At 63.9% G+C, this 20,391-nt stretch carries 17 protein-coding genes; 10 read left to right on the forward strand and 7 right to left on the reverse strand.

Annotated features, from left to right (window positions below):
* Together VN934_08885 and VN934_08890 are read left to right on the forward strand one after the other, a co-directional pair.
* Positions 1–1,166: hypothetical protein (locus VN934_08885; GenBank protein HXM18917.1), on the forward strand; the 1,166-nt coding region annotated here is incomplete at its 5' end.
* Between the two features lie 344 nt (positions 1,167–1,510).
* The gene (locus VN934_08890; protein ID HXM18918.1) at positions 1,511–2,800 is read left to right on the forward strand and encodes a retropepsin-like aspartic protease; all 1,290 of its coding nucleotides are present in this window, start codon (positions 1,511–1,513) and stop codon (positions 2,798–2,800) included.
* 28 nt (positions 2,801–2,828) lie between these two features.
* Here the strand turns inward: VN934_08890 and VN934_08895 are convergent, their stop codons facing one another.
* From VN934_08895 to pckA, 5 genes are all read right to left on the reverse strand, one after another.
* Positions 2,829–3,689, reverse strand: coding sequence for an SDR family oxidoreductase (locus tag VN934_08895; GenBank protein ID HXM18919.1), 861 nt, complete (start codon positions 3,687–3,689; stop codon positions 2,829–2,831).
* A 464-nt stretch (positions 3,690–4,153) separates the two neighbouring features.
* The gene (locus tag VN934_08900; protein HXM18920.1) at positions 4,154–5,038 is read right to left on the reverse strand and encodes a CoB--CoM heterodisulfide reductase iron-sulfur subunit B family protein; all 885 of its coding nucleotides are present in this window, start codon (positions 5,036–5,038) and stop codon (positions 4,154–4,156) included.
* Positions 5,038–6,042, reverse strand: a complete 1,005-nt coding sequence (locus tag VN934_08905; protein ID HXM18921.1) for a succinate dehydrogenase/fumarate reductase iron-sulfur subunit — start codon at positions 6,040–6,042, stop codon at positions 5,038–5,040. Before VN934_08905 ends, VN934_08900 begins: the two co-directional genes overlap by 1 nt.
* Before the next feature lie 2 nt (positions 6,043–6,044).
* A complete protein-coding gene (locus VN934_08910; GenBank protein ID HXM18922.1) occupies positions 6,045–7,721 on the reverse strand; it encodes an FAD-binding protein in 1,677 nt (558 codons plus the stop codon).
* A 16-nt stretch (positions 7,722–7,737) separates the two neighbouring features.
* On the reverse strand, positions 7,738–9,342 hold the full coding sequence (gene pckA / locus VN934_08915) for a phosphoenolpyruvate carboxykinase (ATP) (protein HXM18923.1): 1,605 nt from the start codon (positions 9,340–9,342) through the stop codon (positions 7,738–7,740).
* A 287-nt stretch (positions 9,343–9,629) separates the two neighbouring features.
* Between pckA and VN934_08920 the strand changes: the two genes are divergently transcribed.
* The 5 genes from VN934_08920 to ftsZ all read left to right on the forward strand — a co-directional run bounded on the left by VN934_08920 (position 9,630) and on the right by ftsZ (position 17,305).
* A complete protein-coding gene (locus tag VN934_08920; GenBank protein ID HXM18924.1) occupies positions 9,630–13,208 on the forward strand; it encodes a DNA polymerase III subunit alpha in 3,579 nt (1,192 codons plus the stop codon).
* A complete protein-coding gene (locus VN934_08925) occupies positions 13,205–14,032 on the forward strand; it encodes an HAD family hydrolase (GenBank protein ID HXM18925.1) in 828 nt (275 codons plus the stop codon). The genes VN934_08920 and VN934_08925 overlap by 4 nt, the downstream gene beginning before the upstream one ends.
* A complete protein-coding gene (locus tag VN934_08930) occupies positions 14,025–14,807 on the forward strand; it encodes an FtsQ-type POTRA domain-containing protein (protein ID HXM18926.1) in 783 nt (260 codons plus the stop codon). Before VN934_08925 ends, VN934_08930 begins: the two co-directional genes overlap by 8 nt.
* 192 nt (positions 14,808–14,999) lie before the next feature.
* Complete coding sequence (ftsA, locus tag VN934_08935; GenBank protein HXM18927.1) at positions 15,000–16,226, forward strand: cell division protein FtsA; 1,227 nt, start codon at positions 15,000–15,002, stop codon at positions 16,224–16,226.
* A gap of 20 nt (positions 16,227–16,246) precedes the next feature.
* Positions 16,247–17,305 carry a cell division protein FtsZ gene (gene ftsZ, locus VN934_08940; protein HXM18928.1) on the forward strand — a complete coding sequence of 353 codons (1,059 nt, stop codon included), beginning with the start codon at positions 16,247–16,249 and terminating at the stop codon, positions 17,303–17,305.
* 50 nt (positions 17,306–17,355) lie between these two features.
* Here the strand turns inward: ftsZ and VN934_08945 are convergent, their stop codons facing one another.
* Positions 17,356–17,811 (reverse strand): NUDIX domain-containing protein, encoded by a 456-nt coding sequence (locus VN934_08945; protein ID HXM18929.1) that lies wholly within the window; start codon positions 17,809–17,811, stop codon positions 17,356–17,358.
* A 47-nt stretch (positions 17,812–17,858) separates the two neighbouring features.
* Between VN934_08945 and VN934_08950 the strand changes: the two genes are divergently transcribed.
* The 3 genes from VN934_08950 to VN934_08960 are packed head-to-tail and all read left to right on the forward strand — an operon-like array spanning position 17,859 to position 19,049.
* Positions 17,859–18,353 carry an SRPBCC family protein gene (locus VN934_08950; GenBank protein ID HXM18930.1) on the forward strand — a complete coding sequence of 165 codons (495 nt, stop codon included), beginning with the start codon at positions 17,859–17,861 and terminating at the stop codon, positions 18,351–18,353.
* Positions 18,353–18,655, forward strand: coding sequence for an FmdB family zinc ribbon protein (locus VN934_08955; protein HXM18931.1), 303 nt, complete (start codon positions 18,353–18,355; stop codon positions 18,653–18,655). The genes VN934_08950 and VN934_08955 overlap by 1 nt, the downstream gene beginning before the upstream one ends.
* A 31-nt stretch (positions 18,656–18,686) precedes the next feature.
* Positions 18,687–19,049 (forward strand): hypothetical protein, encoded by a 363-nt coding sequence (locus VN934_08960; protein HXM18932.1) that lies wholly within the window; start codon positions 18,687–18,689, stop codon positions 19,047–19,049.
* A 15-nt stretch (positions 19,050–19,064) separates the two neighbouring features.
* Here the strand turns inward: VN934_08960 and aroA are convergent, their stop codons facing one another.
* Positions 19,065–20,363: a 3-phosphoshikimate 1-carboxyvinyltransferase gene (gene aroA, locus VN934_08965; GenBank protein HXM18933.1), complete on the reverse strand. Its 1,299-nt coding sequence runs from the start codon at positions 20,361–20,363 to the stop codon at positions 19,065–19,067.
* Between the last annotated feature and the right edge of the window lie 28 nt (positions 20,364–20,391).

The raw sequence follows: 20,391 nt of genomic DNA on the forward strand, positions 1-20,391 counted from the left end.
CGGAATGGCTGTTCTACGACAGGCAGACTTGGCTGATCGACAAGGCGATCAGAGTCGTGGAAGACGAGCGTGCGACGGTCGCGTTCGACGACTACCGCGCCACCAAGGGCCTGAAACAGCCCTGGCACTTGCACTACCACAGCGGAGGCTTTGATTTCGACTTCGTACGCCACAGCCTCACGATTGGAGGGTCCGTCGACCCCGCGCCGTTCGCGATGCCGAAATCAACGTTCGCATTCGCCAAGTTTTCGGGGGATACTGCCTTGCCCGCGCGGGTTTTGACCGACCGGACGTTCGTTTTCGGCGGTTGGCTCACCATCGTCAACCCGACGCCTTCGATCGTCATTCGCGTGATGGTCAACGGCCGCGGGCTCGATTTCGGCGTCTCAGCAGCGCAGCCGGACTCGCTGATCGATCTTGACGTCGCGCGCGAACTAGGCCTTTCATCCTTTGGTCAGCTCCTGCACGCCGGCGGCGAGGACCTTTCATATGACACAATGCTCGGCGAAGCAAGAATCGGCGGATTAACGCTGCATGATTTTGCGCTGCGTGCGACGCGTTTTCAGTATCAGGAGACCTACCAGACGAAGATCGTGGGTATGTTGGGATACGACGTGTTGTCGGCGGGAGTTCTCAAAGTCGATTACGTGAATGGCTCGGTGGTGCTGTCGCCGGCCGAGTCATTCAATGCGGACTCCCCGATCCCGGGCGCCTCCACTCTCTTGGTCGAGTTCGACTCGGGCTTTCCGTTCTTCAAAGGCGTGATCAACGGTCACGAGTCAAGCGACATTCTGCTTGACAATGACTTCGATGAGTCGATCATCTTCGGAGGTTTTGCGCAACGCTTTCCAGAGTCGGTCCCAGAGCTCTACACAGGGAAGGAAAAGGCGAAGGCGAGCATACCGTTCGCCGATAGCCGTCGCTTCGGCAGCGAAGTGCTGGTATGGACGGCGAGCGTTCCAGAGATAAGGTGGGGCCCCGCGCACTTCTTCGACTTGCATATTGTTTCGTCGACCCTACCCATCCGCAGAGGCGGTCATAACGTCGATGCCGTGATGGGCGGCGATTTGCTGGCGTTTTTCGATCTGTACTTCGACTATCCGCACGGCCGCGTTCTGCTCAAGCCGAACAGCGTTTTCCATAAGACGTGGAAAGCGAGGCAGTAGAGAAACCCGCAATGCTTTGTATGCCAGTCACTGTTGCTTGTGCGCTCATGCTCACGCTTATGTTCGCCCCAAACGGGGCGCGCGCGGAACAACAAGATCCCTCAGCCCCGCCTTTCGGCATCCTGCCGACTTCTATGACGCTCGCTCGCCTGATGCGGCTCCATCAGAGCGCGGTCGGCTCGGCGCCCACCACGGGTGGGCGGACGCGGGTGGAGGCCCGGACCTATCTACGCGCGGAGCTACAAGGGACGCAGACACGCGTCGAATCGCCGGCTGGCTATCTAGAAGAGACGACCCTCGGGCCATTCCATACGGCTCACGGCTCCTTACACGGCAAAAGCTGGATGCAGAACGAAAACGGCTTGACGCGCGAACTCAGCGACCTGCACCAACGCGACGCGATAGACCGCGCAGCATTGGCCAATGCAAGCGACCCGAAGAGCGGCGTCAGCCTGCTGGGGGAGGTGACAGCGCCGGTCGCTGCGTACGTCGTGCGCGTCTTTCCGCCAGGCGGTCGCGTCGAGTACCTCTTTTACGATCGCGCTTCGTACCTTCTCGTGCGCAGCGAACGGCAGGTCGTCAATCGGCGAGTGGTGACGACGTACGACGATTTCAGAGACACGGGCGGTTGGCGTGAAGCCTGGCACATCCACGCGAGCAATGGCCTGGCGTATGACGACGAAGACTGGCGCCTGCAATCGCTATCCTTCGGCGCCGTCGTCGACGAAAAGTCTTTCGCGCAGCCCCAAAGCCGGGGCACGGTGATGCTCGGGCAGCAGTCTACCGCCCTTCCTGCAACGCTCAGCGGAGATCGCGTGATCCTCACCGCAGAGCTGGGCGGACACAAGGTGAACCTCCAATTGGATTCCGGCGCGGCTGGCATCCTGCTCGATCGTTCGGTGGCCGACGCCGTGCACGTGACCTCGTACGGCAGACTGACGCAGGATGTTGCGGGCGAGTTCACCGCCTCCCCGGCGCTAATCCCAGTCATGGCGATCGGCGGCGCCACGATGAACAACGTCGCAGTGGAAACGGCGCCATACGGCGACCGCACGTACGACGGGTACCCTGTCGCCGGGCTGCTGGGCTACGATTTCATCGCGGGGTGCGTCGTCCACATCGACTATCTGAACAAGAAGGTCGAAGCGATCGATGCGGGGTCCTTCTCGGCGCCGCAGGGAGCCTTTGCGTTACCGATACGTCTTGACGATGGCGTACCGGTGGTCTCCGCGCGGGTGGGATCCGCGACGGCGAACGCCTTCATCGTGGACACCGGGGCGGATCGAAGCGTGATCTTCTCCGGATTTGCTCGCGCGCACGCCGCAGACGTTTCAGAAAGCGGCGTCTCTGAAACGATGACGAACATCTTGCCTTTCCCCGAAAAGTCGCACGGCGTGGGTGGCTCGATCGAGACGCGCATCGCGCAGGTGCCGTCCCTCGGTCTTGGCCCGCTGACGTTTCCGAACTGGCGATTCGACGTGACCCAGAATGCGTTGGCGTTCGAGGACGAAGATTACGACGGTCTCATAGGACAGGACGTGCTGCGGAATTTCGACGTGTACCTCGACTACCACGACCTGAAGATCTACTTGCTGCCGAACGAGCGATACCGGCAGCGCTGGGGATCAAACTAACGGCCGTTCATCGTGATCTCGCTGCAGGCTACATCTTGGCCTGCTCGCGGCCGTCGATGTAGATCGGCTCTTTTGGCTGCTCGCCGGAGAGCCAATACGAAGCCAGGCGTTCTTCGCTCCAGCCGCGCTCGCGAAGGAATGTCTCATCGATCAACTCGCGACCGGTCAAAGCGCTGGGCTCGCTGGTCACGATCTCCATCAGCGCGTCGCACAGGATCTCCGGCGAGCGCCACTCCCCGCGGGAGCCGACTTTCCCCGTGAACTCCCAATTGATAGTGGCCTGGCTCTCGATCGGCGTGGCGGGCCACAACGAATTCGCTGCGACGTTGTCCGCGCTATGTTCCGCCGCGATGCCGATCGCAAGCCGGCTCATGCCCATTTTCGTGATCATGTAGCAGACGTAGCCAGGATTCGCCGTCGTGGAGATCGGGGGGCTGCAATTGACGATGTGACCCCATTTCCGGGCGACCATGTGGGGCAGGGCGTAGTAGCTACACAGATACGCGGCACGCACGTTGACCTGCCACATGAGATCGAACCGCTTCGGCGGAGTCTCGATGACTTGTTCCCACCAGAGCGCGCCCGCATTGTTGACGAGAATATCGAGCCGGCCAAAACGTTCGATGGTTTGATCGACCAGCGCCCTAACGTCCTCGTCGTTGCGAACGTCTGCCCGCACCGCCAAGGCGCGGCCGCCAAGGGCTTCCACCTCTGCGGCGACGCTGTAGATCGAACCGGGCAGCTTTTCGCGCGGCCGTTCGGACTTGGCGGCGATGACGACCGTCGCGCCCTCGCGCGCCAGCCGCAAAGCAAACGCGCGACCGATGCCGCGGCTGGCGCCGGTGACGATCGCGACGCGCTCGCGCAGGAGTCGATCAGAACTCGCCATCTGCTACCTGATCAAGACCTGTGTATTTACGAATGGGACGCAATCAATCGCCGGTTGGATGAGCGCACGGTCCGCGGGATACATTCCCCTATATAACTGACGGGCCGTGCTATCGGAGACGCCGAGCACCCTCAATCGCGCTAGGCTGTATGTTCCGCAGGTGACGTCGATGAGCAGCCAGTGTGAACTCCGCCGAGAGAGAAGGGCCTGTCGTTGGTCCTCTCCGGGGTATTCCCAAGTGCCAATGGCATAAAGAGGCCCAACCACCGTTTGCGTTACTTTAGGCGGGTAAGAAAGCCCGGATTCTTCAGCAGTCGCGGCTTTGAGGATTGCGGAGCGGAGTGCCGGATCAGCCGGCAGGCCCGCGTACACCTGTTGCCCGGCTGCGAACGATGGTATTGGAAACGATACAAGGTAAAATGCTTGGACGATGGCGCCAATAATTGCGATTCGCATCGATTCGGCTAGACCTTGAGCTCTACTTTGTCAAGCGCCTTGCGGGTCGAGACGACATGGTGGTTCAAGCGCAATTCCTCGGGGCTGAAGCCGAAAGCCAAGCCGAGCAATTGCGGCAGGTGGAAGATCGGCACGTCGATCGGCGTACGCATCACGCGCGCCGCGTCCGGCTGCTGGGCGTCGAGGTTCAAATGGCACAACGGACACGGCGTCACGAGCAGATCTGCGCCCTTTTCTCTTGCCTCGATGATGTGATTGCCGCCCATCGTCAACGCCGCATCGCGATTCATGGTCACCATCGGGAAGCCGCAGCACTTGGTCTTGCCGCGGTATTCGACCGGCGTCGCGCCGAGCAAGGCGATGATCTGCTCCAAGTAGGTCTTGCGCTCGGGTTTTTCTTTGAGACCGAGAGACTCTTCGGGCCGCAAGATGTAGCAGCCGTAGAACGGCGCGACTTTCAGGCCGGTAAGCCTGCGTTTGATCAGCGGTTTGATCTTGTCGAGTCCGATGTCCTCGACGAGCATCCACAACAGGTGCTTGACCGTGGTCGTGCCCTTGTACTCGTAGCCGCTTTCAGCCAGCACTGCGTTGGTCTTCGCGCGCCGGGCGGCATCCTTCTTGAGATGATAGTTGTGATTGCTGAGCACGCCTTGGCACGTGCTGCAGATGGTCATCAAGTCCGCACCCTGGCGCTCGGCCATGGCAAGCGTCAGGCCGTTGAGCGAGTCGGCCAAGTCGGGATTCTGCTCGCTGATCACGCCCGCGCCGGTGCACGGCGCTTCGGTCATCTCGAAGAGTTCGAGGCCGAGCGGTCCGGCGATCTTCTGCGTCGAGACGAACAGCTCGGGGCAGGCCCCCTTCGAGACGCAGCCGGGAAAGAACGCGACTTTCATTATTTGAACCTGCCTCCGACCTTCTTGAAGATGGCCTTGACGCGCGTAACGCCGGGGATGGACTTGTGGATGATGGGCGGCAGCTTGCCGGCGCGCAGCAAGTTGAAGGCGCTGGGCAGGCTCTGCAGCTGCGCTTTGATGTTGAAGAAGCCCAACGACTTGGGCATGAGGGTCAGCTCGTTGAGGCGGCCGCTATGCTTGATCGAATCCGCGAACGCGTCGGCGTGCCGGGTGCCCGCGTTGTTGGTGAAGCCCGCGCTCACCGCGGCTTGGCGCAGCTTGAGGATCTGATCCAGCGGCGCGACGTGCTTCGGGCACTGCGTGACGCATTCGAAACAATGCGTGCAATCCCACACGCCGTCTGGCTCGCTGTAGCGCCGCAGCCGATCGGGGCGCGTGGCGTCGCGCGGATCCTCGGCGTAGCGGTAGGCCTTCGCGAGCGCCGCGGGCCCCAAAAAATTCTTGTTGACGGCGAACGACTCGCAATCCATGAGGCAGGCGCCGCAGGCGATGCAGCTGACCTCCTGGATGAGGTTTTCCATCGCCGCGTTGGCAACCCGATACTCCTCGCCTTGGGGGATCGGCTGCTTGTTCTCCAACCACGGCGCCACTTTGCGCATCTTCTCCCAGAACGGCTTCATGTCGCAGACGAGGTCGCGCACGATCGGCATCGAGGGCGGTGACTCGACCGTCACCTTGCCGTCCACCAGATGCTCGCCGAGCCTGCTTGTGCACACGAGGCGCGCGTGCCCGTTGACCCACATCGCGCACGAGCCGCAAATCGCGCTGCGGCAGGCGCAGCGCACAGCCAGCGATTCGTCCTGGTATTCGCGGACCTGGATCAGCGCATCGAGGATCATCGCGTGCTCGGGGAGGTCGACTTTGAAGGTCTGGTACGTCTTGCGCGGCGCGTCGCTCCAGGGCGCGGGGAAGGGCGGGCCCAGCTCTCCGCCTTTGTATACGCCCTCTGGGTTATAGCGTCCGACGACGATGGTCCATTCCATTTCTAATACTTCCTGACTTCGGGCTGCCATTTGGTGATGGTCACCGGGGCGTACGAGATTTGCGGGGCACCGTCGCGCAGCGTCACCATGACATGTTTGAGCCAATTCGCGTCATCGCGCTCCGGGAAGTCGGTGCGCGATTGCGCGCCGCGGCTTTCCTTGCGCGTCTGCGCGCTCACGATGATCGTCTCCGCGCAATCGAGCATGTAGCCAAGTTCGAGCACGAAGGTCAGGGCCTGGTTGTAGGTGCGACCTTTGTCGCCGACCGCGACTTTGTCGTAGCGCTGGCGCAGCGAGCGCACGGCGGAAAGCGCCTCGTTCAACCTCGTCTCGTCCCGATACACCCCGACCTTCTCATCCATCATCGTGCCCAGTTCCAAGCGCAAGCGCGCGTGCGTCTCGCCGACGTACGGGCGGTCCAGCAGCGCTTGAACGCGGCGCTGCTCGGAAGCCAGAAAGTCCTCGCCCGCCGACGTGTTCGGCACGCTCTTCACGTAGGTGGAAGCCGCCAAACCGGAACGCCGGCCGAAAACCAGGGTGTCGAGCAGGGAGTTCGCGCCCAAACGATTGCCGCCGTGCACCGAAACGCAGGCGCATTCGCCGGCCGCGTAGATGCCGGGGACCGGTGTGGCGCCCTCGACGTCGGTCTTGATGCCGCCCATGATGTAATGCATGCCGGGGCGCACGGGGACGGGCGTGTCGACCATGTCGATGTCGAGGAAATCAAGCGCCATCTCGTGGATCTGCGGCAGTTTGCTCATGATCAAGTCGCGCCCGAGGTGGCGCAGGTCGAGCAGCACGCAGCCATCGATGCCGCGGCCCTCGGCGATCTCGTTCGTCTCAGCGCGGGAGATGACGTCGCGTGCCGCGAGCTCGATCTTGTTCGGCGCGTACTTCTTCATGAAGCGGTCGCCATCGGCGTTGAGCAGGTACGCGCCCTCGCCGCGCGCCGCCTCGGTCATCAGGAAGCCGCTGCCCTTGAGCGTCGTCGGATGGTATTGCACCATCTCCATGTCCATGAGCGGCGCTCCCGCCCGGTACGCCAGAGAGTGACCGTCGCCGGTGCAGATCAGCGCGTTGGTGCTCGGTTCGTAGACGCGGCCGCAGCCGCCGGCCCCGATGATGACCGCCTTCGCCCGCAGCAGGCTCATTTCGCCGGTCATCATGTCGAGTGCGACCACGCCCCGGCAAACGCCGCCGGCCATCCACAGCGAGGTGGCAAACCATTCTTCGTAGACCTTCACGCCGGTTTTCATGATCTGGTCGTACAGCGTGTTGAGCAGCGCCTGACCGGTGATGTCGCCGACGAAGTACGTGCGCGCCACGGAAGCGCCGCCGAACGCGCGCGTGCCGAGCTTGCCGTCCTCGCCGCGATAGAAGGTGACGCCCATGTGCTCGAGTTCGATGATGTCGCTCGGCGCTTCGCGGCACATGATCTCGACCGCGTCCTGGTCGGCGAGGTAGTCGCTTCCCTTGATCGTGTCGAGCGCGTGGGTCTCCCACGAATCGCCTGCGCCAAGCGCCGCGTTGATGCCGCCCTGTGCGGCACCCGAGTGACTGCGGATCGGATGCACTTTGGAAATGATGGCGACGTCGGCGCCGTGGCGCGCTGCTTCGATGGCGGCGCGCATGCCCGCGAGGCCGCCGCCGAACACCACAACGTCGTGATCGGTGATCATGCTGCGCGGTCCTCGACTATGACCCTTTGGCCCGCGGCGCAGATGCGTTGATCTCGGCGCTCGCGCTTTGTGAGAATCGCTCGAAGTTCGAGGCGAAAAGTTTGGCCAGCTCGCCGGCCTTGGCGTCGTAAGCCGCCGCGTCGCTCCAGGTGCGGCGCGCGTCGAGCACATCCGCCGGCACACCGAGGACCGCTTTGGGAACGCTGACGTGGAACACCGGATCCGGCGTGCATGCCACGGCGTCGAGCGCCCCGGAAAGCGCGGCTTTGACCATCGCGCGGGTGTACGGCAACTTGATGCGCTTGCCTACGCCATAAGGTCCGCCGCTCCAACCGGTGTTGATGAGCCAGCACCTCGCGTCGTGCTTCGCGATGCGTTCGCCGAGCATCTGCGCGTAGAGCATGGGGGCGTGCACCATGAACGGCGCGCCGAAGCAATGCGAGAAGGTCGCCTGCGGTTCGGTGACGCCCTTCTCCGTTCCGGCGACTTTGGCGGTGTAGCCGGAAAGGAAGTGGTACATCGCCTGCGCTGGGGTCATGCGCGCGATGGGCGGCAGGACGCCGAATGCATCGCAGGTCAACATGATGAGATTGCGCGGATGAGCGCCGCGACCCGAGGGCTCGATGTTCGGCACGGAGGTCAGGGGGTATGCCGCGCGCGTGTTCTCGGTGAGCGAATCGTCGTCGAGATCGAGCTCGCGCGTGTCTTCGTCGATGACGACGTTCTCGAGCACCGTCGCGAAGGTGCGCGTGGTGGGGAATATCTGCGGCTCGAGTTCGGCGGAGAGGTGGATGACCTTCGCGTAGCAGCCGCCTTCGAAATTGAAGATGCCGCTGTCGCTCCAACCGTGCTCGTCGTCGCCGATGAGCGCGCGCTCGGGATCGGCGGACAGCGTCGTCTTGCCGGTGCCGGAGAGTCCGAAGAAGATCGCGACGTCGCCGCCGGGTCCCACGTTGGCGGAGCAGTGCATGGGCAGCGCGCCGCGCAGCGGCAAGAGGTAGTTCATGATGGTGAAGACCGACTTCTTGATCTCACCGGCATACGAGGTGCCGCCGATGAGCACGAGGCGTCTGCCGAAGTCGATGATGACGAACGTCTCTGAACGGGTGCGATCGCGCGTCGGGTCGGCGTGAAAATCGGGCACGGCGACGACGGCGAACCCCGCCCGGATGGTGCTCAGATCGGCGCGCGTGGGTCTGATGAAGAGGTGCTTCGCGAAAAGGCTTTGCCAAGCGTACTCGGTGACCACGCGCACGGGAACGCGATACTGTGGATCGGCGCCCGCGTAGGCGTCGATGACGTAGACGTCGCGCTCGCGCAAATGCTCGTCGACTCTGGCGAGCAGCGCGTCGAACGCTTCCTGCTCGAAGGGCTTGTTGCTCTTACCCCAGTCGATCTGCCGCTCGCTCCCCGGCTCCCGGACGAAGAATTTGTCTTGCGGCGAGCGGCCGGTGTGCTTGCCGGTCTTGACGACGAGCGGTCCTGCGTCTGCAGCGAGCCCTTCGCGCCGGCGGATGGCCTCTTCGAACAGGCGGCCGGTAGAGAGATTGAACTCTGCGCGTCGCGCCGGACCAAAGCCGAAATCTTCCAGTCCGCTGCTGGCGCCGGTGAGCAGGGCCATACGAAAGCCCTTAATGGCGGTTCCTGAACCTTCCTGCGGGACCGGGAGAGCCACGCAGTCAAGCGGCGTGCGGCTTTCTACTTTAGTATCATGGCGCTTTCGGAAGCGACTCATGAGGCGGATCGTCGCGCTATACTTCGCGATCATCGCGGGGGAAGTTGAATCCACAAGTTTTCGCGATGACTCACAGTCTGTGCACAAGCGGCTCCACAAGGGCGTGGCGAAGCCTTAGCGGAATAGCCTCACTCGAACGTATGTTTGGGCGGGGATTTGAGGCGGAGTAGGGCTTGGCAAAGGGTAGCTTCGTTCATCTCCACGTCCACAGCGAGTACTCGCTGCTCGACGGTGCGTGTCGTATCGCCGATTTGGTGCAAGCGGCCGCCGAATTCGGCATGCCTGCTCTCGCCCTGACCGACCACGGCGTCCTTTATGGCGCGCTGGAATTCTACTTCGCGGCCAAAGCCAAAGGCATCAAGCCGATCATCGGCTGCGAGATGTATGTCGCCCCGAGAGGCCATCGCGACCGCTCCGCGCGCGACGAGTATCACTTGACCGTGCTCGCCTCGAACAAAGCCGGCTATCAGAACCTCATGAAGCTGGTCTCCGCAGGCTTTCTCGACGGCTACTACTACAAGCCGCGGGTCGATCTCGAACTGCTCGCGCGGCATCACGAAGGGCTGATCGTCCTCTCAGGCTGTTTGGGCGGCGGCGTGCAGCAGCACTTGATGCGCGACGAGGTCGACTCAGCCCGGCAGATGATCCGGGATTATCAAGCGATCTTCGGCGACCGCTATTTCCTCGAACTGCACAACCATTCCAGCGCGGCCGAAGACAAAGTGCGCTCCGCGCTGCTGCAGCTGTCCGGCGAACTCGGCGTGCGGGCCGCGGCGACGAACGATTCGCACTACCTTGGCAAGGACGATGCGCCGGCGCACGACGTACTGCTGTGCATCGGCACGGGTCGCATGGTGTCCGACAAGGATCGTCTGCGTTTCGATGGGGACGACTTCTATTTCAAGTCGGCCGAGCAGATGCGGGAGCTCTTCGCAGGCTCGCCGGACGCGTGCGATGCGACCGAAGACATCGCGCGCGCCGTCGACTTCGACCTCGAATCCAAGTCGTTCGCGCTGCCGAAGTTCCCGGTCCCGCCCGACGCCGGGGATGAAGCGGTCTATCTCCACCGTCTGTGCGTGGATGGCCTGGCAGCGCGCTATGGATCGCCCACGCCCGTGCATCTGGAGCGGCTCGAATACGAACTCGGCGTCATCAACCGCATGGGCTATGCGTCGTACTTCCTTATAGTATGGGATTTCATCCGCTACGCCAGGGAGAGCGGCATTCCCGTTGGCCCGGGCCGCGGCTCGGCCGCGGGAAGCATCGTGGCCTACGCGCTGCGCATCTCAGACGTGGACCCGCTGCGCTACAATCTGTTCTTCGAACGCTTCTTGAACCCCGAGCGCATCTCGATGCCCGACATCGACACCGATTTTTGCTTCGAGCGGCGCGACGAAGTCATCGCCTACGTACGCGAGAAATACGGCGCGGATCGCGTCTCGCAGATCGTGACCTTCGGCACGATGGCGGCGCGCGCGGCCGTGCGCGACGTCGGGCGCGTGATGGGGCATCCGCTCGGCGACGTCGACCGCATCGCCAAACTCATCCCCAACGTGCCGACCAACCCCGTGTCCATCCGCCAGGCGATCGACAACGTGCCCGAACTCAAGCTGATCTACCAGCGCGATCCGCGCGCGCACGAGCTGCTCGAGACGGCGATGCGCGTCGAGGGTTTGGCGCGCCACGCCTCCACGCACGCCGCGGGCGTGGTCATCGCGCCGGGACCGGTGACCGACTACGCGCCGCTGGTCAAGCTCGGCGAGAATGACGTCAACACGCAATACTCGATGGATTGGGTCGAAAAAGTCGGCCTGCTGAAGATGGATTTCCTGGGTCTGCGGACGCTGACCGTCATCGACCGCGCGTCGGCTGAGATCCGGCGAACGGGCGGATCGGGATTCGAGATCGAGAACATCGCGCTGGACGATCCGAAGACCTATGCGCTCCTTTCCGCCGGGCACACGACCGGCGTCTTCCAACTCGAGAGCGCCGGCATGCGCCGCTATATCGCCGAGCTGAAGCCCACCTGCATCGAGGACCTGATCGCCATGGTGGCGCTGTACCGGCCTGGTCCGATGGATTGGATCAACGATTTCATTGCGGGCAAGCACGGGCGCCGCAGGATCACGTACCTGCACCCGAAGCTCGAACCCATTCTCGCGGAAACCTATGGGGTGGGCGTCTATCAGGAACAGATCATGCAGATGTGCCGCGATCTCGCCGGTTACACCGCCGGCCAGGCCGACGAAATGCGCAAAGTCATCGGCAAGAAGATCAAGGAGAAGATCCCGATCGAGCGGCGCAAGTTCATCGACGGGTGCGTCGGAAACGGGATGGAGCAGCCGCTCGCCGAGCGCATCTGGCAGTTCATCGAGCCGTTCGCCGGCTACGGCTTCAACAAAGCGCACTCCGTGTGCTACGGACTGCTCGCCTACCGGACTGCCTGGCTGAAGGCCAACCATCCGCTCGCCTTCATGGCTGCCTTGCTCACGTCGGTCAAGAACAATGCCGACAAGGTGTCCGAGTATCTGGCGGAGTGCACGACGATCGGCGTGCACATCCTCGCTCCCGACGTCAACGAGAGCAACACCGATTTCACCGTCGCCGGCGATGCGCTGCGTTTCGGGCTTGGCGCGGTGCGCAACGTGGGTGAAGGAGCGATCAAAGAGCTGATCGCGCTGCGCGAAGAGCGGCGCTTCACCTCGCTCGCCGAAGTGTGCGCGCGCGCCGACAGCCGGCAAGTCAACCGGCGCGTGCTCGAATCGTTGATCAAAGCAGGGGCGCTTGACGAGCTTGGCAGCAGCCGCGCGGCGCTGCTGGCGGGTCTCGACGCCGCAATCGACTATGGTCAGAAGCTGACGCAGGAACGCGAGCTCGGTCAGACCTCGCTGTTCGGAGGCGAAGGCGGTGCGCCGCTGCCACCGCCTGCGTTGCCAAGCGAACCGGAGGCTCCGGTAGCGGTGCGGCTTGCGCAAGAAAAGGAAGCGATCGGCGTGTACATCTCCGGCCATCCGCTCGCGGACAAGGCCGAAGAATTGTCGCGCAAGGCGACGCACACCGTCGGATCGCTCAAAGAGCTGCCAGAGGACGCACTCGCGGTCGTCGGCGGCGTGGTGACCTCGGCCCGGCGCGTCGTGACCAAAGCCGGCGCTCAAATGTTGATCGGGCGGCTCGAGGACACGACCGGTTCCACTGAAGTCGTCGTTTTCCCGAAGTGGTACGACGAATTGCAGGCCATGTTCGCCGACGATGCGATTCTCGTCATCAAAGGAAGAGTGAAGGAGCGTCGCGCGATCGGCAAGCCGCCGGGCACGGTCGCGCCCATCACAGACGAGAACGGTGAAGACGAGCGGCCGGAAGTCAGTTTGCAGGCAGTCGAAGTGTGGCCGCTCGCGCAGGCCCCGTCCATTGTCCGCTCAAACGGCAACGGCGCGCCGAATATATCGTTCCGAACCCCTACCGTATTCCGAGCCCCTGATGTAGTGTTCCGAGCGAGCGAAGCGAGCTCGGAAAAGTCACCCGGGCGCGCCCTGCATATCCGGATGAGTGGTGGGAATGGCGAAGCCGAGAGGCTGAACAAATTGCGCGATCTCGTCCTAGCAGCGGGTCCGGGCACCGGTCAGGTCGTTCTCCACGCGGGCAGCAACGATGAGCGCCGCCCGCTGCGCCACTTGCTGCCGATCACGCCGGGCCTCGCGGACGCCATCGCGGCTCTTTTCGGCGGCGACAACGTGTGGGAGAGCGAAGCGTGAACGCTCGCGCCGTCGTCATCGATATCGACGGCACGCTGGTCGACCACTCCCTGCGCATCGATCTCGCGGACGCGGCGGCGATCGCGCGTGCGCGGCAAGCGGGGCTCACGGTGTGGCTGGCGACGGGCCGTCTCTTCAGCGCGGCCAAGCCGTTTGCGCAAGAGCTCGGCCTGCGCGGACCGATCATCGTGCTCAACGGCGCCGCCGTCTACGACATCGAAAGCGAAAAGGTCGTGGACGCCCATCCGCTGGTCCGCGCGGTGGCTCTGCGCGCCTACGATTCGCTGAAGGCGAAGGACCTTCACGTCCAGCTGTATTTCGGCGACCACCTCTATCTCGACAGGCGCAACCGCTTCTCGGAGCACTACCTCGCGATCTCGCGGGTGGAACCGGTCATGGTTCCGGATTTGCGCGAACTGCTTACCGGCGGCGGCGCGAGCACACCGGGCCCATTGAAAGTCCTCGGGGTGGCGCCGCCCGAGCGTGTGCTCGAAACCATCCCGCTGCTTGCGCGCGAGCTTGGCAAGGACGCGCAAGTCTTTCGGAGCCAGCCGGAATTTCTCGAGATCACCGACCCGACCGCGGACAAGGGTCGCGCGCTGGAGGCCGTCGCGCGCCGTGAGCGGATTCCGGCTCAGGATATCGCCGCGATCGGCGATTCCGACAACGACATCCCGATGTTCCGGACCTCTGGGCAGAGCTTCGCGGTAGAAAACGGCACGACGTCGGCCAAGCAGGCTGCGAGCTGCATCGTGGCGGCGCAAGGCAGCGGCGGCGTCGCTGAGGCGATCGCTCTGCTGCTGGGTGAGCGGGTCGGTGGCTGAGAGCGCGGTGGCGCGCCGCAGGCGTCAAGGGCAGGCGCTTGCGACGCTCAAGCGGGTGTTCGTCGGCGCCCTTGTCGTCGTCGCAGTCGGTGCGATCGCCTTCGGCGCCGTGAGGCTAGCCATGGACCCGGCCTTCCAACTGGGCAGCGTTGCGGTCGTGGGCTTCGATCGGGAATCGGAAGAAGCCGTCCGGAGTGCGGCCGCGCTGCCGATCGGCAGCAACGTCTGGTTCATGGATACCGCAGGTGCCGCCGATCGGGTCGAGGCGCTGCCGTGGGTGCGCAGCGGGCACGTCGACCGTCAGTGGCCCAACCTCGTGACGATCTCCATCACGGAGCGCGTGCCGGCCGCGCGCGTGATGCTGCCGGAAGCTTCGGGCAAGCGATATGCGGTCGTGGACGACGGCTTGCGCGTGCTTGCCGTGGAGGTTGACGATGAGCGCGATGCCGCGCTGCCCGTCCTCTTCGTCCAGCCGCTGCCGTCCGGAATCGATGCGCCGGGCAGCGACGTCTCCAGCGCTCAACTGGCGCAAGCCCTGGATGCGAGCAAGCGTCTCGCTAAGCTCGGAGTCCGCATCACGGAAATCGAGAGCAAGCCCGCCACCGGCATCGGCTTCACCACGGCGTCGCATCTGCGCGTGTTGTTCGGCTCCACCGCCGATTTCGAGCGCAAGGTCGAGTTGCTCGGCGCGATCGTGAAACGCATCGCGCATCCTGAAGAAGTCGCCTACGTGGATCTGCGAAGCGCAGCCGCGCCGACGGTGCTATACCGATGACGCGCACGGATGCGCGCGCGCAGCGCGTGAATTTTCGCGAAACGACAAAGAGGGAAGTCGCAATCCATTTGGAATGCGTCGCGTATGCAAAGCAAGCGCGGCGATCTTCGGGTCGCCGAAGTCGTTCTTTGAGGAGTTTATCCACAGCCTGTGGAGAATGGGGACTCTGTGGAGAACCGATGAGGACTGACGTTGGCGCGTAGCGAGATCGTCGCCGGTCTGGATATCGGCACGACCAAGACCGCGGCGGTGATCGCGAGTCAGGGCCGCGACAACGTCATCGATATTATCGGCTTCGGCGCCGCTCCATCGCTCGGACTGCGCAAGGGCGTCGTCACCGATCTCGAAGAGACCGTGAAGTCCATCGAGGCGGCGATCGAGACAGCCGAGCGTATGGCCGGCTCACATGTATCGGCCGCGTACGTGGGCATCACCGGTGAGCACGTGCGCTCGCTGAACACGCACGGCATCGTGGCCGTCGGCAGCGATGACCGCGAGGTCGCGCCGCTGGACGTCAAACGCGTCGTGGACGCGAGCACGATCATCAACGTGCCGGCCGATCGGCAGATCATCCACACATTGCCGCGCGAGTTCGCGGTGGACGGCCAAAATGGGATCACCGACCCCGTTGGCATGGCAGGCGGGCGGCTTGAAGTCGACACGCACGTCGTGACCGCAGGCACGTCGTTCCTGACGAACGTGCTCAAGTGCGTGCATCGCGCCGGCATCGAACCGTCGGGCATCGTGTTCGAGCCGCTCGCCTCGGGGGCAGCGGTGTTGCTGCCGGAGGAGCGGAACGCCGGCGTGGTCTTGCTGGACATCGGAGGCGGCACGACCGACCTGGCCGTGTACTGGGGCGGCGGCGTTTACCATACGTGGACGGTGCCGGTCGGCGGCAACATCGTCACGAACGACATCGCGCTTGGTCTTAAGACGAGTTTCCAGGAGGCCGAGCACATCAAGCACGTGTACGGCACGACCGACCTCTCGGTGGATCTCGAGCAGCAGACCTTCGAAGTGAAGGCGCTATCGGGCCGCACGAGCCGTGCCGCATCGAAGCACTTCTTGCGGCAGATCATCGTCGCGCGCATGACCGAGATCTTCAAACTTGTGCGCGGCAATCTGGCCGTGAACTGTCCGGCTGAAGTGATGCTGGCCGAACTCGTGCTCACCGGCGGGGGCGCGCAACTGCCCGGGCTGGATGCCCTTGCATCCGACTACTTCGATTTGCCGGCGCGCATCGGGTATCCGATGCACGTCGGCGGGCTCACGGAAACGATCAAAAATCCGGCATACGCCACGGCCGTCGGTCTTGTGCTCTTCGGAGCCAGCGCCGGCGACAGCGGAACGCCGGTGCGCACCAACGGCAGAGGCGTCTGGGGACGCGTGTCGTCTTGGTGGGCGCAAGTCTTCGGCTAAGGCCAGGAGGTATGGATGGGATGAACGATCGGCGTTACGTGCCGGATCACATGGCGAGCATCAAGGTCATCGGCGTCGGCGGCGGCGGCTGCAATGCCGTCAACCGCATGGTGGACGCGGGGATCAGGGGTGCGGACTTCTACGCGATCAACACCGACGTGCAGGCGCTCAAGGCTTCGCGCACCGAGAACACGCTGCAGCTCGGCAAGGAACTGACCCGGGGCCTCGGCGCCGGCGCGGATCCGGAGATCGGCCGTCAAGCAGCCGAGGAGTCGAAGGAAGACATCGCCATGCTCGTCGAGGGTGCTGATCTCGTGTTCATCGCCGCCGGTATGGGCGGCGGTACGGGCACGGGTGCGTCGCCGATCGTCGCCGAGATGGCGCGCGGAGCCGGTGCGCTTACGGTCGGCGTGGTGACGAAGCCGTTCGGGTTCGAGTTGCGCAAGCGCGCGCAGATCGCTGAGCGCGGCATAGCCGAGCTCGAGCAGAAGGTGGACACGCTGATTGTCATACCAAACGATAAGCTGCTCTCCGTCATCGAGCGTCGCACGCCGCTGATGGAGGCCTTCCGCTACGCCGACGACGTACTGCGTCAGGGCATCCAAGGCATCACTGACCTTATCACGCAGCCGGGGCTCATCAATCTCGATTTCGCAGACGTACGGCGAGTCATGACCGATGCGGGCTCGGCGTTGATGGGTATCGGCAGAGGCTCGGGCGAGAATCGGGCGGTCGATGCTGCGCAAAAGGCCGTGTCCAGCCCGCTGCTGGAAGCGACCATCGACGGCGCGCGCGGCGTGATCTTCAACATCTACGGCGGGCCGGATCTCTCGATGTACGAGGTCAACGAAGCGGCGGAAGTCATCAGCAAGGCTGTCGACCCCGACGCGGAAGTGATCTTCGGCGCGACGATTGAGGAGAACATGAACAGCGAGGTGCGGGTCACCGTGCTCGCGACCGGCTTCGGTTCCCGCGCTCGCGAGCGCTCCCGGACGATCGGCGTTGGCGAGATCGAGAAAGTCAAGCCGGTGAACATGGACGAGATCGAGGTCCCGGCGTTCCTACGCTACAACAAGTAGCAAGTACATGTAGTGCCGGGGCTTTAGCCCCGGGTGTTGCGAGCCAGACTTTAGTCTGGCTCTCTCCACGGAGCGATGTGATAGCGCAAGCCCGTCACACCGCGCTCGACATCGTCGGCGATCTGGACCCCGGCATCCGGATGGAACGGGATGGCGCGCAGCGCGGCGATCGAATGCCACGCGCATTCGAGCACGCGCGCGTCGCTCGAGCGGCCGATCTCGCCGATGATGGCCGCTTCGAAGACCAGCTGCACGAGATGGCGCCCGCCGGGCGGCGCTATCGTCTCGATCACGTAGCGGAGCGGGCCCACGCTGACCTCGCAGTCCGCCTCTTCTCGGAGTTCGCGCGCGAGCGCAGCGATCGCGGGTTCCATCCCTCGCACGCCGCCGCCCGGCAACAAGTAGGTCACGCGACCATCCTTGAGGTGACGAGCAAGCAGAATGCTTCCGTTCTTGACCACCAATGCCGCAGCGCGCAGTCGCATGATCCCGGTGTCGTCCCGCAAGTGGGGTTTTGCTTCCTGCGTTCCGATAACAAATTAGGGGTGCCGCTATGAAAACTGTGTGTTCGCAATCGATCGACGTGCGCGTGCCCGTCGGGCCGGTGTTCGCATTTGCGACTGACGTCACGCGCTGGCCTCTATGGTTTTCGTTCGTCGTATCGGCACAACAGCCTGACCGGCACGAGCTCCAATTCGGAGAAGAAGTGCATCTCTGCATGCGCGAGGGCCGGCGGCGCTGGCAAGAAGACTTCGAGGTCACCCGCTACGTGCGCAACGCGTTCCTGTGTCTGGAAGGCGCGCTTTCGGCGTCGCGCCGGATCGATTTGCGCTTCGAACAGCGGACGGACTGCACGCGCGTTGTGTGCGGCATCGCGTACCCCGTCTTCGGTGGATGGTTAAGCCAGGCAGGTGACACGCTGCTCCGCAAACCGCGCCTCGCCGCCGAGCTGCGCAACTCGCTGGTGCACCTGAAGAGCGTCATCGAGGATGCGCATCAGGGGGTTGAGGCCGAATCCCTCGGGACCAGAGAACCGCTTTTTGTTTGATGCCGGTCTACGAGTATCGCTGCAAGGATTGCAATCGCACCCATGAGATCGAACACGGTTTCAACGACGAGCGGCCCACGAAGTGTCCGGCCTGCGGAGGGGTCCTCGTGCGCATCTTTCATCCCGTAGGCCTGGTCTTCAAGGGCTCGGGGTTTCATAAGACCGACTATTCCGGTGAGAAGAAGGCGGCGCCGGATTCGAAGAGCACTGAGGCGAAGCCGGCAGATGCACAGCCGGCGGACAAAAAGCCGGACGCGAAACCCTCGGAGCCAAAACCATCAACGGACTCGGCAAAAAGTTGATAAAATGTAGTGCCGGGGCTTTAGCCCCGGAGTGAGCATCTTAGGAACCATCGGCCTGTGGACCGCGATCGTGGTGCTCGTCGCCGCGTTGGTGGCGCTCGCGGCGAGCGTGCCTTTTATTCTGCGCCTGCAGCACAGGGCCGAACGATTGCAGCAGCGGCCGTCGGCTCTGAGGCTCGCCGCGCTGGGAGCGCAGATCTCCGCTCACGCCTCCGAGCTTGCGCCGAACTTGGAATCACTGCAGCAGAACCTCGTCACGTTGGAGCGCACCATCGCGGACGCTGCGCTCGCAGCCGCGGCGCTCGTCTATGCCGTAAAACAGTCGGCGGATGTCGTAGAGGACGCGCTCGACCGTGCCGTCCCCTTCCTTCGCGGCACCCTTCGCAGGAACTGACGTAGTGCCGGGGCTTTAGCCCCGGAACACCCCGGTCCACGCTTGCGCAAACCCCGGGAACGAGGTCGCGATGCACTCGGCGGCGTCGATGACGATGGCATGGCGCGCGGCGAGCGCGAGAAAAGCAGCCGTCATGCCGATGCGGTGGTCGCCCCCTGTTGAGATCCGTTCGGGTGCGATCAGCTTTCGCGTGCCGGTGACGTCGATACCGTCCGGCAGCTCTTGAGCGGTGATCCCAAATGCGCGCAGGAGCTCTGCCGTAGATGTGACGCGATCCGATTCCTTCGCGCGTAACTCCGAGGCGCCTCGCACGGTGAAGCGATCGAGCACGACGCCGGCCAGCGCGCATAACATCGGGATCTCATCGATGCAGCTCGGTACGACGCCAGAGTCCAGATGCAATTCGCGCTTGTGGGGCTGCACGCCGCAGATGATGTCTAAATCCCCGACCGGCTCGCCGTGGCGTTCGAGGAGATTGCGGACGCCGATGCGCAGACCCATGTCGCGGAGCACGTCGAGCGCCGCGGTGCGGGTCGGATTTAGACCGACCCTGCGAACGCTCAGACGCCCGCCCGGCTGTGCGACCGCGGCGCCTGCGAGAAAAAACGCGGCCGCCGAAATGTCGCCTGGGACCTCGTAAGACGGAATCGCCGTCAATGGAGATCGCGAGACCGTCACGTTCAAGCCGGCGACGGACACGCGCGCGCCCATGGCCGCGAGCATGCGCTCGGCGTGATCGCGGCACACCGCCGGACTCGAGACGCTGGTTTCGCCCTCGGCTCGCAGCCCGGCGATGAGGAGCGCCGAGCGCGTTTGCGCGGAAGCGAAGGGCATCGCATGCGTTATCCCACGGAGACCGGCGCTGGCGCCCTCGATAGTGACCGGCGGCCGGCCAAGAGAGCTCGTCTCTATCCGCGCGCCCATCGCGCGCAAGGGCGAGGCGACCCGCTCCATCGGCCGCTGCCGCAAGCTCGCGTCGCCGTCGAGCACCGCGCGCGTGCGATCGGCGAGAAGGCCCATGAGCAGGCGCATGGTCGTGCCGGAATTACCGCAGTCGATCGTGCTCCCAGGCTCACGCAGCTCGGTCGCGCCAAACACCGTCAATCGCCGGTCAGATCCGTTGATCGCGACGCCGAGCGACGTCAGAGCGCGGCGCGTCCGCTCCACATCCTCGCCGGCGTTGCAATTGTCGACGAGGGTGTTTCCCTGCGCGATGGCGGAGAGCATGAGGATGCGATGCGAAATCGACTTGTCGCCCGGCACCTCAAAGGTGCCATCGCCGCTGGATAGCGCGGGAAGAACGATCGAAGCCACGCGGCCACCTTGCCCAAGCTAGGACCTT

It is taken from the genome of Candidatus Tumulicola sp., from assembly GCA_035601835.1.
Taxonomy (GTDB): Bacteria; Vulcanimicrobiota; Vulcanimicrobiia; order Eremiobacterales; family Eremiobacteraceae; genus DATNNM01.

Excerpts from the sequence above, each read along its gene's own strand:
- VN934_08890 (HXM18918.1), top strand. The coding sequence starts at position 1,511 with ATGCAGAACGAAAACGGCTTGACGCGCGAACTCAGCGACCTGCACCAA.
- VN934_08895 (HXM18919.1), bottom strand. The coding sequence starts at position 3,689 with ATGGCGAGTTCTGATCGACTCCTGCGCGAGCGCGTCGCGATCGTCACC.
- VN934_08900 (HXM18920.1), bottom strand. The coding sequence starts at position 5,038 with ATGAAAGTCGCGTTCTTTCCCGGCTGCGTCTCGAAGGGGGCCTGCCCC.
- VN934_08905 (HXM18921.1), bottom strand. The coding sequence starts at position 6,042 with ATGGAATGGACCATCGTCGTCGGACGCTATAACCCAGAGGGCGTATAC.
- VN934_08910 (HXM18922.1), bottom strand. The coding sequence starts at position 7,721 with ATGATCACCGATCACGACGTTGTGGTGTTCGGCGGCGGCCTCGCGGGC.
- pckA (HXM18923.1), bottom strand. The coding sequence starts at position 9,342 with ATGGCCCTGCTCACCGGCGCCAGCAGCGGACTGGAAGATTTCGGCTTT.
- ftsZ (HXM18928.1), top strand. The coding sequence starts at position 16,247 with ATGAACGATCGGCGTTACGTGCCGGATCACATGGCGAGCATCAAGGTC.
- VN934_08950 (HXM18930.1), top strand. The coding sequence starts at position 17,859 with ATGAAAACTGTGTGTTCGCAATCGATCGACGTGCGCGTGCCCGTCGGG.
- VN934_08955 (HXM18931.1), top strand. The coding sequence starts at position 18,353 with ATGCCGGTCTACGAGTATCGCTGCAAGGATTGCAATCGCACCCATGAG.